This is a genomic window from Vreelandella indica (assembly GCF_037070225.1).
In the GTDB taxonomy this organism is placed as follows: Bacteria; Pseudomonadota; Gammaproteobacteria; order Pseudomonadales; family Halomonadaceae; genus Vreelandella; species Vreelandella arctica.
The window spans coordinates 117,215-132,759 of record NZ_JBANSO010000004.1 but is presented as its reverse complement, the minus strand read 5'-3'; the positions used below and the strand labels follow the sequence as shown (position 1 = coordinate 132,759).

Sequence of the window (15,545 nt, the reverse complement as noted above, 5' to 3'; positions counted from 1 at the left end):
CCGCACTACACAATAAGGCGGCGTACTGCGTTGTTCAATGCGTAAGGCAGTGGGCTCCTTTAGTCAGGGGCGCGTGCGCGCCCATCTCCGAAAAAAGACCTAAAGGTTAGCGCTTGGTTGCTCGTTTACCGCGCGCTAGCAATGGTGCCAAGAAATGCCCGGTATGCGAGACTTTCTGTTTTGCGAGCTGCTCCGGCGTGCCTTCAGCGATAATCTGCCCGCCACCTGAGCCGCCTTCGGGGCCGAGATCAACAATCCAATCGGCCGTTTTGATCACATCCAGATTGTGCTCAATCACTACGATAGTATTGCCATGATCACGCAGGCGGTGGAGCACCGTCAGCAATTGGCGAATATCTTCAAAATGCAGGCCGGTGGTTGGCTCATCGAGAATATACAGCGTTTTGCCGGTATCGCGCTTGGCTAACTCACGGGCGAGTTTGACCCGCTGCGCTTCGCCACCCGACAGGGTGGTAGCGCTTTGCCCCAGGCGGATATAGGAGAGTCCTACATCGAGCAAGGTTTGCAAGCGACGGGCAATAGCGGGCACCGGGCTAAAGAATTCCAGCGCATCTTCCACGGTCATGGTCAGCACTTCGTGGATCGTTTTGCCTTTGTAGTGAATATCCAGCGTTTCACGGTTATAGCGCTTACCTTTACAGACATCGCAGGGCACATAGATATCGGGCAGAAAGTGCATCTCCACCTTGATCATGCCTTCGCCCTGGCACGCCTCACAGCGACCGCCCTTCACGTTAAAGCTGAAACGGCCTGGCTTGTAGCCCCGCGACCGCGCTTCCTGGGTGCCCGCAAACAGCTCGCGAATCGGCGTGAAAATACCGGTATAGGTGGCCGGGTTGGAGCGCGGTGTACGCCCAATCGGGCTTTGATCAATATCGATCACTTTATCGAGTTGATCGAGCCCTTCGATTTTTTCATAAGGCGCGGCGGTCAGCGTGGTCGCGCGGTTTAGCTCGCGAGCCGCAATCGGCATTAGTGTGCCGTTAATCAATGTCGATTTACCCGAGCCGGAAACGCCGGTAATGGCGATAAACAGCCCCAGCGGCAACGTTAGCGTCACGTCCTGCAGGTTATTGCCGGTGGCGCCGCGTAGCACTAATTGCTTTTCTGGGTTGCCGGGAATGCGGTAAGGCGGTACGGCGATTTCCCGTGTGCCGGAAAGGTACTGGCCGGTCAACGAGTTGGCGTGATCCATTATGTCTTGGGGCGTGCCCTGAGCGACGATTTCACCGCCATGCACGCCTGCACCGGGGCCGATATCCAGCACGTGGTCGGCGGCACGAATAGCATCTTCATCGTGCTCTACCACAATCACGGTATTGCCCAAATCGCGCAGCCGCTCAAGGGTTTTCAACAGCCGGTCGTTATCGCGCTGGTGCAAGCCAATCGACGGCTCATCAAGAATGTACATGACCCCGACTAAGCCTGCGCCTATCTGGCTGGCCAGACGGATACGCTGGGCCTCGCCGCCAGAAAGCGTGTCGGCGCTGCGCTCCAGATTAAGGTAATCCAGCCCCACATTGACCAAAAACTCTAGCCGAGCGTGAATTTCATGAACGATTTTATCGGCAATTTCGCCTTTACGGCCGGGTAGTGTTAGATCGGCAAAGTAGCGCCACGCCTCGCCAATTGGGAAGCGGACGATGTCGGCGATGTTGTGATCATCCACATAAACATGGCGTGACTCTTTGCGCAGTCGCGAGCCATTACAGGTGGCACAAGGCTGCACCGCGATGTATTTGACCAGGTCATCGCGCACCATGTTGGATTCGGTTTCCCGATAGCGGCGCTGCATATTAGGCAGCACGCCCTCAAAGGCATGTTCGCGGGTTACTTTACGGCCGCGGTCGCCCACGTAGACAAACGGAATCTGCTCGTCGCCGCTGCCGTTTAAGATAACCTCCCGCTCGTGGCGGGCAAGCTCTTGCCAGGGCGTTTCCAGCTCAAAGCGATAGTGCTTGGCCAGTGCCTGGAGCTGGGTAAAGTAGTAAATATTGCGCCGATCCCAGCCTTTGATGACGCCTTCGGCAAGCGAAAGCTCTGGGTGGCTGATCAGCTTGTCCGGGTCGAAGTACTGCTGAACGCCCAGCCCATCGCAAGTGGGGCAGGCGCCCGCCGGGTTGTTGAACGAGAACATGCGTGGCTCAAGTTCTGCCAGCGAGTAGCCACATACCGGGCAGGCAAAGCGCGACGAAAAAGCAATATCGTCGCGCTCGCCGTCCATAAAGTGAATCATGGCGGTGCCGTCGGCGAGGTTCAGCGCCGTTTCAAAGGACTCCGCCAAACGTTGGGCAAGATCGTCGCGCACTTTGAAGCGATCAACGACAACGCTGATATCGTGTTTTTTGCGCTTATCCAGCGGTGCGATGTCGTCCAGTTCCAGCACTTGGCCATCGATCAGCGCGCGTACGAAGCCCTGGGCGCGTAGCTCGGCTAATAGCTGTAAATGTTCGCCTTTGCGGCCTTTGACTACCGGCGCCAGCAGCATCAGTTTGGTGCCTTCGGCGAGATTCATCACCTGATCGACCATCTGCGAGATGGTCTGGGCTTCCAAGTCTTCACCGTGCTCCGGGCAGCGGGGCGTCCCGGCACGGGCAAACAGCAGGCGCAGGTAGTCGTAAATTTCAGTAATGGTGCCCACGGTCGAGCGCGGGTTGTGGGAGGTGGACTTCTGCTCAATAGAGATCGCAGGTGACAGCCCTTCGATGTGATCCACATCGGGCTTTTCCATCATCGACAGGAATTGGCGCGCATAGGTGGAAAGTGATTCCACGTAGCGGCGCTGCCCCTCGGCATAAAGAGTGTCAAACGCTAATGATGATTTTCCCGAGCCGGATAGGCCGGTAATCACAATTAGCTTGTTACGGGGCAGCTCCACATCGATCTGCTTGAGGTTGTGGGTGCGGGCACCCCTGACCAGAATGCTGTCCATCAACACCTCGAATCGCGCGGCAAAAGCGCGATTATACGTTTGCAAGCCCCCTCCCGGCAAAACGGCTTTCATAACCTGCGGCAACTCGTGCCGTTTCCAGCGCAAGCCCAAACCGCTAGAATAGGCAGATTGTCTCGATCCATGCTGACTCACCCCATGCTTATCCACCATATAAAAGGGCATTATGCGCAAGGTTTCCGCACTATTGCTGGCTTCTGAACGCCGTGCGATCAGCGGTTTGGCCGGGCTCTATGCGTCTCGCATGCTGGGCCTGTTCATGGTGCTGCCCGTGCTGGCGCTCTACGCTGATACGCTGGCGGGGGCGACACCGCTATTGGTGGGCGTTGCACTGGGCATCTATGGGTTAACCCAAGCGACGCTGCAAATCCCGTTTGGCTTACTCTCTGACCGCATTGGCCGCAAGCGGGTGATTGCTATGGGGCTGGTCATTTTTGCACTCGGCAGCGTGGTCGCGGCGCTCTCCGATAGCATTGCTGGCGTAATCGCCGGGCGAGCGTTGCAGGGCGGCGGCGCCGTAGCGGCAGCGATCATGGCCCTGCTCGCGGACCAAACCCGTGAGGAAATCCGCACTGCCGCCATGGCCACCATTGGGCTTTCAATTGGCGTTTCGTTTGCCATTGCCATGGTGCTGGGGCCATGGCTTGCCGCCTGGGCGGGGCTGGCTGGCGTGTTCTGGTTTACCGCGCTGCTGACGCTGGTAGGGTTGCTGGTACTGTGGCGCTGGGTGCCTGCCGCGCCGCGGCGGCGTCGTCACCGTGATGTAGGTATGGATCGCCAGCAGTTTAAAAGCGTGATCACCCGCCCCGATTTATGGCGGTTGGATTTATCGATTTTTGCCCTGCATCTGGTGCTGATGGCGATATTTGTCGCGGTGCCTTTTCGGCTATTGAACGCTGGCGTGGTGATTGAGTATCACGGGCTGGCGTATCTTGGCATTATGGCGCTATCGTTTGTGGCGATGGTGCCGCTGATTATTGTGGCCGAGAAGCAGCAACGCATGCGGTTGATGTGCCTGGGGGCGATCGGCGCTATTGTGATTAGCTTAGCGGGGCTGGGGTTGCCACTGTCGCCGGGCTATTGGCTATTTGTCTGGTTGTTTGTGTTCTTCACCGGCTTTAACTTGCTGGAAGCCACGCTACCTTCCATGCTCAGTAAGCTGGCCCCAGCGGGCGCGAAAGGAACCGCCATGGGCGTGTATTCCACCAGTCAATTTTTAGGCGCTTTTTTAGGCGGTACACTAGGCGGTTTACTGGCGCATTATGGTGGCCTCAACGCGGTTTTTATTGGCTGTGCAGGGCTTGCGCTATGCTGGTGGATCGCCATGTGGCGGATGCCTTCACCACCCCCGCTCTCCAGCGAAGTGGTGGCACTGCACGAGACACAGGCAGACGCACTCGACCTATTGATGGAACATTTAGCCGATGTGGTCGGTGTAGAAGACGTCATGGTGGTGCCGGAAGAGCGTTTAGTCTATTTAAAGGTGAACCGTCAACAGCTTGATCAGGCAGCGTTAACTCGTCTGATGGCGCCACCCAAATCTTAACCCAGCCCGGCCGATAAAAGCGTGACGGTGGTTGGCAATAAACTCTACATGACAGCTATTAAAGGAGCGTCTTATGGCTCGCGGCATTAACAAGGTCATATTGATTGGCAACCTCGGGCAGGATCCAGAGGTGCGTTTCACACCCAGCGGTACCGCCGTGGCCAACTTGAACTTGGCGACCACCGATACCTGGATGGATCGCCAGAGCGGTCAGCGCCAAGAGCGCACCGAATGGCACCGCGTGGTGATGTTCAATAAGACCGCCGAAATTGCCCAGCAGTACCTGAAAAAAGGCTCCAAGGTTTATATTGAAGGGCGCCTGCAAACACGTAAGTGGCAGGATCAAAACGGCCAGGATCGCTATTCGACAGAGATTGTCGCCAACGATATGCAGATGCTTGATGGTCGCAGCGGTGATTTCCAAGGCGCTGGCGCTGGGCAAAACAGCTATCCCCAGAACGCTCCTCAGAATGCGCCCCAAAATGCGCCGGCCCCCAATAACCAAGGCGGCGGTTATCCGCAGCAGGGTGGTGCTCCTCAGGGCGGAAACTACTCAGGCGGGCAGAGCCCACAGCAGCCTCGCCCCGCACAGCCAGCGCCCCAGCAGGGCAACCAAGCACCGCCGCCCAACCAGCAGAACAGCAGCTACGGTGCGCCTGACCCGGGTAACTTCGACGACTTTGACGATGAGATACCGTTTTAAGTGCACTATTCACCCAATAGTGTAGAGCTGAGCGTGAGTAAGGGGAAAGCGTCTTGAAATTGCTTATATTGGATGCCGGACACTGCTTAAGCTTGGCACTGGCCCGGGAAGCAAGCCGTCGCGCCGATACAGAATTAGTCATTGAGCAAGGGACAACCATCACGCCGTCGCGCCTTGAAGCGATTGCGCCTGACGCAGTGGTTATTCCACCGTTGGCACATCCCTTAAATATGGCGCCAGCGGATGTCACTGCTCATGCGGATGCAGTCGATAGCTGCTTAGATGCTTGCCTATCTCAAAATGTAGCGTTGGTATGGTGTGTGTCTGATCAGCTCTACGAAGATGGCCTGGAAGTCCCTATTGATGAGCATGTAGTGCCTGCACCACGAGACGACAGCCTGCGCCGTCTGGTACAAACCGGTGACCGTATACGGGCGGAGTATCAGCGGCATTTGATTGTGCGTCTAGGCCCGCTGTTTGCTTTGGAAGGTAGTCATGCGTGGCTCAATGACATCATCGGTAACTTAGTACTCGGGAAGCCAGTGCGGGCTGCAGAAGACGTGATCTTTTGCCCGACATCGGCGGATGCCGTCGCCATGGCGCTGATTGGTATGTTACAGCAGCAGGCCAGCGGCGCGGGTGCATGGGGCGCCTATCATCTCGCTGGCACCGAGCCGGTCAGCGCCTTTACCTTTACCTCCATGGTGCGGACCCAGCTGTTAACCCATCTTGAAGGCCGCGGTGAGCAGATTACTCTCGGTGAGGTCCAGCCGCTTAAGCACCATCATGATGCCAAGCTTCGGCGCGTCTTAAATTGTCGCCGTGTGTTGGATGTCTTTGGTGTCCATCAAAAGCCATGGCGGTTAGAGGCTGGGCGTATGTTGGATGCGTGGTGTTTAATCCGTGAGAATAATCGTGTCAGCGATACAGGAGCATCGGCTTGATAAATGTGGTTCGCAGCCTGGTATTTTATGCTGGCTATTTTTTTGCCATGCTGATGATTGGCATTTTGTTTCTACCCATTGCGCCGTTTCTTCCGCTTTCTGGCCGCTACCGCTTACTCAATCTGTATAACTACTTTTTGATGGTGTGGTTTCGTATCGCCTGTGGCGTCCGCTATGACATTCAAGGGCGTGAAAATCTACCCAGCGGCCCCTGTGTCATTCAAGCCAATCACCAGTGTGAATGGGAAACGGTGTTTCTGCAGGTGATGAAGCCGCCTGTGTGTACCGTACTGAAGCGAGAGTTACTGCGCCTGCCCATCTTCGGTTGGGGATTACGTTTGCTACGCCCGATCAGCTTGGACCGCTCTAAACCGGCGCGGGCGATGAAACAAGTGCTTACGCAAGGTGTAGAGCGTCTTGGTACCGGCTTGTCGGTACTGATTTTTCCAGAAGGAACGCGGGTGGACCCAGGCATTCGCAAACGCTATAACAAGAGCGGTAGCGTAGTGGCGTGTCGTGCGGGGGTGCCGGTATTGCCGGTAGCTCACAACGCTGGTGAGCGTTGGCCAGGGCGTCATTGGGTTAAGCGGCCAGGCGTATTGCGGGTGCGTATCGGTAAGCCTATTGAGACGGCGGGGCGCATGCCCGATGAAGTGCTCGCAGAAGTGGAAGTGTGGATCGAAGCGCAGTTACAGGAAATTTCTGATGTGCCGCGGCCTACCACTCGTCAAAGCTGACGCGATATACCGAGCTAGTTAGACTATTAAGCAACAATGGCGCCCACTGGGCGCCATTGTTGTCTTCAGCATGCCTGTTGTCTTATCAGCGTTAATCGTTAAAGCGCTGGAAGACTAAACATGCATTAGTGCCGCCAAAGCCGAAGCTATTAGACAAGGCACGCTCTATTGTCACGTTATCTCGACGTTTGGTGACAATATCAAAGCCATCGGCCTGCTCATCCAAGTTGGCGATATTCGCCGATGCAGCGACAAAGTTATGTTGCATCATCAGCAGCGAATAGATCGCTTCCTGGACGCCGGTAGCGCCAAGGGAGTGACCGGTCAGCGATTTGGTTGAGCTCATCGCGGGTGTCGTATTACCAAACACTTCACGTATTGCTTTTAGCTCGGCCACATCGCCCACGGGGGTAGAGGTACCGTGCGTATTAATGTAATCGATCTTACCCTCTACGGTGGCCATTGCCTGATGCATGCAGCGCATAGCACCTTCACCTGAAGGAGCCACCATATCGTGGCCGTCAGAGGTGGCGCCGTAGCCAACTAACTCGCCGTAGATCTTGGCACCACGCGCTTTAGCGTGCTCAAGCTCTTCCAACACCAGCATGCCGCCACCGCCTGCAATCACGAAACCGTCGCGGGCGTTGTCGTAAGGGCGCGAGGCTTGCTCTGGCGTATCGTTATAGTGCGTTGAGAGCGCGCCCATGGCATCAAACAGGCAGGAGAGCGTCCAGTGTTCCTCTTCACCGCCACCTGCAAACACTACATCCTGCTTATTAAGCTGAATCTGCTCCATCGCGCTACCAATACAGTGCGCTGAGGTAGCGCAGGCAGAGGAGATAGAGTAATTCACGCCCTTGATTTTAAAGGGTGTCGCCAAACAGGCGGAAACAGTGCTGCCCATTGTCCGCGTCACGCGATAAGGGCCCACGCGACGCAGGCCTTTTTCACGCAGTATGTCGGCAGCTTCAACTTGGTTGGCGCTTGAAGCACCGCCGGAGCCAGCAATAAGCCCTGTTCTCTCGTTGGAGACTTGCTCCTCAGAGAGCCCCGCATCTTCAATGGCCTGGGTCATTGAAACATAGGCGTAGGCAGCTGCATCGCCCATAAAGCGGCGCAGTTTGCGGTCGATGAGTGCGTCAAGATCGATATCGACGCTGCCAGCCACATGGCTACGGAAGCCACGCTCGGCGTACTCTTCCTTAAAACGAATACCGCTACGCCCAGTTTTGAGCGCGTCCAGGACCTGTCGTTGGTCGTTGCCAAGGCACGATACGATGCCAAGGCCGGTGACTACCACTCGTCGCATGGGAGCCTCCTGTTCAGAAATTCGCAGTGGAGGTGAATAGGCCAACGCGCAGATCATTAGCCTGATAAATGTCGCGTCCGTCGACGGATACTGTGCCGTCGGCGATACCCAAGATGAGTCGTCGGGTAATAATACGCTTAATATTAATACTATAGGTCACTTTTTGTGCATCCGGCAGGATCTGCCCGCTGAACTTGACCTCGCCACAGCCGAGTGCACGTCCGCGCCCTGGGTGGCCTAACCAGCCCAGATAGAAGCCGACTAGCTGCCACATGGCATCTAGACCTAAACACCCAGGCATAACGGGGTCTCCAGGGAAGTGGCAGTCAAAGAACCACAAGTTAGAGCTGATATCCAGCTCGGCGATCAGTTCGCCCTTGCCATGCTCTCCGCCTTCTTCATGAATGTGCTTAATGCGATCAAGCATCAGCATATTAGGCGCTGGGAGCTGTGCATTACCGGGGCCGAATAGCTCGCCGCGTGAGCAGGCCAGCAGTTCTTCGCGATCAAAGGAGTGTTGCTTGGTCACTGAATCGTTCCGAATATCAAAATGGTTGTTAGGCTAGTCTACTTCCCGAAACCGCTGAATGCACGTAACTGGCTATTTATCGCTTATATCTGAAGATTTTAGCATTTTGGCCGATAGCACTATAGTCGAAGACTTTATTCAAAAGCTGTCGTTTATGCACAATAAATGTCGCATTGCCGTAATATAGAGTATCCAAGTTTTTGATTAGGCGGCATGATCAACATGGCTCCTAGCGCTAAATTTTTTATCTAGATTAATTTGTATAGGGTATAGCGAATTGCCATGTGGCTTCCTGTTTCTCTCAATCGTCCGTTAGTTTGGGTCGCGCTGACGGCGCTCCCTGCCTGTGTTTGGATACCCGATGCGACGCTGCGTCTAGTTGCCGCGACGTTGGTCACGTTAGGGCTATGGGATGCCTGGAACCAAGTGCGTCAGCAACGGCTACGCCTGCGTCTGTCCCAAGATACGTTAGGGCTCACCAGCGATGCCATGGTGATTACCGATGCGCAAAATCACGTCATCGTGGTTAATCCCGCCTTCACCGAAGTGACCGGTTACTCGAGCCAAGAGATTCAGGGGCTGAAACTGGAGACGCTGGCAGCGCCACGGCACGATAAAAACTTTTATCAAACGTTTTGGAGCACGCTGAAAAGTACCGGCCGCTGGGAAGGTGAAATGTGGAGCCGCCGTAAGCACGGCGATGAGTATCCTGAGTGGTTAAAAGTACGCGCCGTGACCGACAAACGAGGCAACATTACTCATTTTATTAATCTGTTTACCGATATTTCGGCACAAAAAGCCCGCGAGCGTGATTTGCGCCGTATCGGCTATGAAGATCCGCTCACAGGGCTACCCAATCGTCGTCGCCTTCACGATCTGCTGGCTTCCCGGCTGCGCCATCTGCGCGCTGGAGAGAGCTTGGATATGGCGCTGGTCGATATTGATGGGTTGAAATCCGTCAATGATAGTTTGGGGGTGGAACAGGGTGACCGTTTGTTGGCGCGCTTTGGTCAACGTTTAACCAGCTATGTGGCGGGCAGTATTGTGGGTCGCTTGGGCGGCGATGAGTTTATGGTGATCCGCACCACCACTTTTGACGATCATGACCAGTGGGTTGCCACCCTGCGTGAGCATATGAGTCGGCCATTTGAAATTAACGACCAATCGCTGCGCTTAGGACTGTCGATCGGTAGTTGCCGAGTGCCCGAGGATGGTAACGACTCAGGCGTGCTCTTCCAGCGCTTAGAGTCGGCGCTTTACAGCGCTAAACGGCTGGGGCGTAACTTAAGCCAGCGCTTTCGTCCGGCGCTGGATAAGCAGGACAATCCTCAACTGGCGCTGGTCAGTGATTTACGCGCCGCGCTTATTTCAGGTGACCAATTGGAGCTGCACTATCAAACCCAGCATGAGCCTGCTAGCGGCGAGTTGGTGGGTATGGAGGCACTGCTGCGCTGGCGTCATCCCACTGATGGCATGATTTCCCCTGGCGAATTTATTCCGTTGGCCGAGCGGCACGGTTTAATGAGCCAGCTGGGCACCTGGGTGATCGAAAAAGCCTGTGCCCAACAGGCGCACTGGCGGCATGCCAAAAATGACGATATGGGTCAATATTTCGGCACTGCAGCTCTTTCAAGGGGACCTAGAAAGCCAGTTGACGACCTGTCTAAAGCGCTATCAGTTGAAACCTTCGCAAATTGGTTTAGAGCTGACCGAGTCAGTGCTGCTTGACGAACGCGCTGGCGATATGGGGCCACGCCTACAAGCGCTGCGCGACCAAGGTTTTGCGATTGCCATCGATGACTTTGGGACAGGCTATTCGTCACTCGGTTATTTGAAGCGCTTGCCAGTAGATAAAATTAAGCTCGACCGGGCATTCATTAAAGAATTGCCACATGATCAGGCGGATGCCTCGATCGTGAAGGCGGTCTTAGCGATGGCGGAAGGCATGGGACTAGGAGTGATTGCAGAAGGCGTTGAAACCAAAGAGCAGTGTCAGTTTTTGGTGGATGCCGGGTGTACGTCCGTACAAGGTTTCTACTTTGCCAGACCGCTCCCCGCCGCGGAGTTGGAAATGCGTTTGCTGCCTGAGCCAGCCACTGCCTCTGTCGCTTCTTAACACTTATAAAAACGGCTAATGCCTACACACAGTACCGCCCATATCAGCGCCTGGGCTGGCAGCAGCCAAGGGGCAAGCGTCACCTCGGCGAGTAGCGCGCCGCCATAATAAGAGAGCGGGCCGCTTATAGCGCCACACAGCGCGGCTAGCAGCGGATAACGCCACAGCCACGCCAGCGAATGATAGACCAGCGTGGCAAACAGCGGCCAGAGCATCCATAGCCAAAGGGGTAATAACCCCAGCACCAGTGCCTGATCGTTAAAATCAAAGCCTCCCAACTGCTGCAAGCCACCATCAATCACCAGCCCGAGCAGTGCAAACCCCGCGATAAACCGCCACTCTCCAGGTAGGGCGCAGCGCCATAGATGCCAGGCTAGCAAGCTTCCGCCCGCCAGCGCGGCAACGCTTGAACCACCTACTACGCATAGCAGCCAGCCAGCTTCAAAACGCAGGGCATTGAACAGCAGCGTCTGCCACTTGCGTGATGCCATTTAGAGCGCGCCGGTGAGCGGTATGGGTTTCGCCGCTGGTTTCGCCAACAGCAGATGGCAGGTACCGATAGAGCGCTCGATGAAACCGCCTTCGCAGTAGCATAAATAGTAGCGCCACATACGGATAAAACGCTCGTCGTACCCCAGCGTGCGTACCTGCTCCAAGCTTGCTTCAAAGCGATGGCGCCACTCACGCAGAGTGCGGGCATAATGCGGGCCTATTTCATCCAGCGCGACCACGTTCAGCGACGTTTTACGCATTACGCTGCTTAACATGGCATGGTGCGAGGGTAGAAAACCGCCGGGGAAAATGTAGCGCTTGATAAAATCCATGTCGCGCTTAGCCTCTTCAAAGCGTTGGTCGCGGATGGTGATGGCTTGCAGCATGGCCTGCCCGTCGTCGGTTAACAGGCTATCCAGCTTGTTGAGGTAGGTATCGAGGTATTGGTGCCCCACGGCCTCGATCATCTCGACCGAAATAAGCCGGTCGTAGCGGCCGGTTAATTCACGGTAATCCTGTTTGAGCAGGGTAATTCTGTCTTCCAACCCCTCTTCTTTGATGCGCTGAGCAGTATGAGCGTGCTGTTCATCGGAAATGGTCGTGGTGGTGACACGGCAACCACGAGTTTTTGCCGCATGAATCGCCAGACCACCCCAGCCGGTGCCAATCTCTAACAGGTGATGCTCTGGCCGGACATCAAGCTTTTCAAGCATCAAATCCAGTTTGTAGGTTGAGGCCTCTTCCAGACTAGCTTCCGGGTAGGGGAAAACGGCGCTGGAGTACATCCAGTGGTGGCGATCCAAAAACGTCGAAAACAGGTCGTTACCAATATCGTAGTGGGCTGCAATGTTGCGCTTAGAGCCGCTTAGGCTGTTGCGCTGAAAACGGTAGGCGGCACCCAATAACCAACGGGCAATGCGGGCACTGCCGTTCTCCATTTTGGTATTGACCTGTTCCAGGTTGGCGGCAAACAGGCGGACCAGGGCGACCAGGTCGTCGGCGTCCCAATCAGCATCCATATAAGACTCGGCAGCACCGACGGTACCGCCGAAGGCCAGCCGCTTCCAGGCGCGCGAGTGGCGGATTACCACGGTTACCTGCAGCGGTCCTCCCTGACCTAAGTGGTGGCACTGGTCGCCTTCAATGAGGGTAATACGACCACCGCGAAAGGTATCCAGTTGGGCCACTAGGCGCGGTTTAAGCCACTTGGTTAAACGGTCTTGGGCAACCGGTTGAATATTTGGCGGCGTAGAACGCAGGGTCGTCACTTTGAAGTCTCCTTGCGCTGCTTGGGGTGGTTATAAACGGGGACGCGCTTCAGCCACAGGCGTAACGCTTCAAAATGAATGCCCGCGACGGTTTTCAGGCTCATCCATGGCTGGCGCGCCAGGGCTTTTATCAGCGCGCCACGAGTAGCGGGGGAGGCGTTCAGGGTCAGGGTGGCATCAAAATGGCACTGCTGTTCCCGCCAGTTCTCCATATGCAAAAAGAGCGTTTCGCCGGGGGCGTTAAATTTCCACCGATAGGTCATATCCATGGGATTGAAAGGCGAAACGTGGAGGTCTTTGTCGAAACGGGCCTGGTGGCTGTGACGTGAAGGGTCCACCGCGCTGGCGTAACGGGTACGCTCACGCCAAGGCATATTGGTGACTTCGCTCAATACGGCTGCCAATCTACCCAAATGGTCATAGGCGTAGTAGACGGAAATGGGGTTAAACATGCAGCCCAGCGTGCGCAGTTGAGTAAGCACGCAAATCCGCCCCGTGGGGGCGCTGCCTAATTGACGAACGAGCTCTTCGCGCACGGCGGTTTTAAGCGGGCGATCCACCGGGCCTAGGTAATCCTCCCGCCGAAAACGCGCCAGGGCAGGCCTGCGGGCGCTAAAGCCGGGCACCTTGTCGAACAGGTCGGGCAGCTCGTCCAGATCCAACCACGCCATCCATACCTGATAGCTGAATGCGTGGGACTTGGGCGTGAAGCGGCGGTGGCGCAGGGTGCCACGATAGATACGCGAACGCGGTGCGGCAATCATCCCAGTCCCTCGACACCTTGCGGTGTCAGCAGCTCATGAGCAGGTAGCGCCAGCGGCTCCGCGGGAGGCAGGGCAGCTTCGTCACAGCCCAAGGCCTGGGCGACGCGCAGGGCGCTCCACACCCCGTCTTCGTGAAAACCGTTGCGCCAATAGGCGCCGCAAAAATGCGTACGCTGCGCCGTCGACGATATCTCAGCGTGGCGCGCCTGTGCCGCCTGGCCAGCCAAGGTGAACTGCGGGTGCGCGTAGGTATAACGCCCCAGTACTTTATCGGTATCAATGCTGGCGCTGTCGTTCAGGGTCACGCAAAACGTAGTGTCACTCTCTATCCGCTGAAGAATATTCATGTCGTAAGTGACCGATACCCGTGCCTCGCTATCGCGCTGATCCAAGCGGTAATTCCAGCTCGCCCAGGCACGTTTGCGCCGCGGCAGCAGCGAGGTGTCGGTATGCAGTACCACCTCGTTATCCTGATACGGCATGGCACCGAGTACCGCTTTCTCGTCCTCGCTGGCGTCACCCAGTATCGCCAAGGCTTGGTCGGCGTGGCAGGCCAGCACCACTTGGTCAAAGTGCTGGCTGCCAGCGGGAGTGGTAATCGTAACGCCAGCACGCTCTCCAGCACGTTCGCGAATAATCTTGGTCACCGGTGTGTTGAGGTGAATGCGTGATGCGTAGGGGGCCGTTAGGTTAGGGATATAGCTTTTCGAACCGCCCACCAGGGTGTACCACTGGGGGCGGTGATTAACCGATAGCAAGCCGTGATTGCGGAAAAAACGCACAAAAAACGCCAGCGGAAAGGCGCGTAAATCGCTGATGCTAGCCGACCAAATGGCGGCTCCCATGGGCAGTAAGTAACGCTGCTGGAAATCGCGGTTGTAATGGTGGCGATCCAGGTATTCCCCTAGGGTCATCTGTTCGGGGAGTTCGTTGCGATCAAGCGCTTTAGTGGCCTGCTTGTTAAAACGTAGGATATCGCGCAGCAGGCGATAAAAAGAGGGGTTAAATAAATTGCGTCGTTGGGCAAACATCGATCCTAACGTGTGCCCGTTGTACTCAAAGTCCCTTGCCGTTTCATGCACCGAGAAACTCATCTCGGTGGCTTGTGAGGCAACGCCCAGGGTCGCCATCAAGCGCTGAAAGTGCGGATAGGTCCAGTCGTTAAAGACAATAAAGCCGGTGTCGATCGCATACGTCTGCCCTTTTACGTCCACGTCCATCGTGGCGGTATGGCCACCCAGCCGCGAATCCGCCTCGAACAGCGTGACTTCATGCTGAGCGGAAAGGTACCAGCCAGCCGCCATGCCGCTAATGCCGCTGCCGACAATGGCAATACGCTGAGATGCCCCAGCACTATTTGATACCACGGTACTCATGACGACTCCTTTTGGGCGCGGGTCATGCGCAGGCCAATCTGACGGCGCAAGGCAGGAGGCAAAATGCCCAGCAATTTGACCAGATAGGTGAACCGGCGTGGAAAATGGATATCCAGACGACCCTTTACCAGGCCTGCGATAATGGCATCGGCCGCTTGCTCGGCGGTGACCTGCATGGGCATCGGGAAGTCGTTTCGCTCGGTGAGTGGCGTTTTCACAAAGCCGGGGTGGATAAGGCTGACATCAATGCCTTCCTGATCGAGATCCAAGCGCAGCGATTCCAGAAAGTAGCTGACGGCGGCTTTAGAAGCGCCATAGACTTCTGCGCGGGGTAGCGGTAAATAGGCCGAGGCGCTGGAGGTGGCCGCTAGTCGGGCGGGCAGACCCTGCTGCCGTGCTGCCCGCAGCAGCGGCAGAGCGGCTTCGACACCGTACAAAGTGCCAAATAAGTTGGGCTTAAAAACGCGCTCGACTAAATCCATGTCGAACTGCTGAGCTTTCAGGTATTCGCAAGTGCCAGCATTGAATAGCGCTAAATCTAATGCCCCCAGGCGCTCGGCAATGGTCTCGCCAGCGTTAAGCACGGCTTGGCGGTCACTAACATCTAGCGGGAGCGGATGGGCATTGGGGTGGCCTTGGCACAGCGCTTCAAGTGACTCAGCGTTGCGGGCACTGAGTACCACCTGGTGGCCTTGGGCGATGAATTTACGGGCAAGCGCTTCACCAATGCCGGACGTGGCACCGGTTAACCAAATACGCTGGGGCGTTTCCCATGTACTCATTAAGCCTC

General features: G+C 56.2%; 12 protein-coding genes and 1 pseudogene. 5 read left to right on the top strand and 8 right to left on the bottom strand.

The window, feature by feature from the left end:
* Positions 1 to 106: 106 nt before the first annotated feature.
* Entirely contained in the window at positions 107 to 2,953 is a 2,847-nt protein-coding gene (gene uvrA, locus V8L71_RS04165; RefSeq protein ID WP_336273293.1) for an excinuclease ABC subunit UvrA, read from the bottom strand.
* A gap of 184 nt (positions 2,954 to 3,137) precedes the next feature.
* On the opposite strand from uvrA, the gene V8L71_RS04160 reads away from it, so the two are divergent.
* From V8L71_RS04160 to V8L71_RS04145, 4 genes are all read left to right on the top strand, one after another.
* Positions 3,138 to 4,517, top strand: a complete 1,380-nt coding sequence (locus tag V8L71_RS04160; RefSeq protein ID WP_101146642.1) for an MFS transporter — start codon at positions 3,138 to 3,140, stop codon at positions 4,515 to 4,517.
* A gap of 73 nt (positions 4,518 to 4,590) precedes the next feature.
* Complete coding sequence (locus V8L71_RS04155) at positions 4,591 to 5,220, top strand: single-stranded DNA-binding protein (protein WP_176303417.1); 630 nt, start codon at positions 4,591 to 4,593, stop codon at positions 5,218 to 5,220.
* A gap of 53 nt (positions 5,221 to 5,273) precedes the next feature.
* On the top strand, positions 5,274 to 6,164 hold the full coding sequence (locus V8L71_RS04150) for a sugar nucleotide-binding protein (RefSeq protein WP_176303416.1): 891 nt from the start codon (positions 5,274 to 5,276) through the stop codon (positions 6,162 to 6,164).
* Positions 6,161 to 6,901: a lysophospholipid acyltransferase family protein gene (locus tag V8L71_RS04145; protein ID WP_176303415.1), complete on the top strand. Its 741-nt coding sequence runs from the start codon at positions 6,161 to 6,163 to the stop codon at positions 6,899 to 6,901. The genes V8L71_RS04150 and V8L71_RS04145 overlap by 4 nt, the downstream gene beginning before the upstream one ends.
* 91 nt (positions 6,902 to 6,992) lie before the next feature.
* On the opposite strand, the gene fabB is transcribed toward V8L71_RS04145, so the two are convergent.
* The gene (gene fabB, locus V8L71_RS04140; protein ID WP_336273256.1) at positions 6,993 to 8,210 is read right to left on the bottom strand and encodes a beta-ketoacyl-ACP synthase I; all 1,218 of its coding nucleotides are present in this window, start codon (positions 8,208 to 8,210) and stop codon (positions 6,993 to 6,995) included.
* Between the two features lie 13 nt (positions 8,211 to 8,223).
* Entirely contained in the window at positions 8,224 to 8,739 is a 516-nt protein-coding gene (fabA, locus tag V8L71_RS04135; RefSeq protein ID WP_008959204.1) for a 3-hydroxyacyl-[acyl-carrier-protein] dehydratase FabA, read from the bottom strand.
* A 282-nt stretch (positions 8,740 to 9,021) separates the two neighbouring features.
* Between fabA and V8L71_RS04130 the strand changes: the two are divergent.
* Positions 9,022 to 10,855: pseudogene (locus V8L71_RS04130) on the top strand (putative bifunctional diguanylate cyclase/phosphodiesterase).
* Here V8L71_RS04130 and V8L71_RS04125 read toward each other — a convergent pair.
* From V8L71_RS04125 to V8L71_RS04105, 5 genes are read right to left on the bottom strand one after another with little or no spacing between them, the layout of a single operon-like run.
* Positions 10,852 to 11,346, bottom strand: a complete 495-nt coding sequence (locus V8L71_RS04125) for a DUF2878 domain-containing protein (protein ID WP_176303412.1) — start codon at positions 11,344 to 11,346, stop codon at positions 10,852 to 10,854. The pseudogene V8L71_RS04130 and the gene V8L71_RS04125 sit on opposite strands and share 4 nt — an antisense overlap.
* Positions 11,347 to 12,615, bottom strand: a complete 1,269-nt coding sequence (locus V8L71_RS04120; RefSeq protein WP_336273255.1) for a class I SAM-dependent methyltransferase — start codon at positions 12,613 to 12,615, stop codon at positions 11,347 to 11,349. It abuts the gene before it with no gap.
* Entirely contained in the window at positions 12,612 to 13,379 is a 768-nt protein-coding gene (locus tag V8L71_RS04115; RefSeq protein WP_176303410.1) for a DUF1365 domain-containing protein, read from the bottom strand. Before V8L71_RS04115 ends, V8L71_RS04120 begins: the two co-directional genes overlap by 4 nt.
* A complete protein-coding gene (locus tag V8L71_RS04110; RefSeq protein WP_336273254.1) occupies positions 13,376 to 14,755 on the bottom strand; it encodes an NAD(P)/FAD-dependent oxidoreductase in 1,380 nt (459 codons plus the stop codon). The genes V8L71_RS04115 and V8L71_RS04110 overlap by 4 nt, the downstream gene beginning before the upstream one ends.
* Positions 14,752 to 15,537 carry an SDR family NAD(P)-dependent oxidoreductase gene (locus V8L71_RS04105; protein ID WP_336273253.1) on the bottom strand — a complete coding sequence of 262 codons (786 nt, stop codon included), beginning with the start codon at positions 15,535 to 15,537 and terminating at the stop codon, positions 14,752 to 14,754. Before V8L71_RS04105 ends, V8L71_RS04110 begins: the two co-directional genes overlap by 4 nt.
* Positions 15,538 to 15,545: the final 8 nt, after the last annotated feature.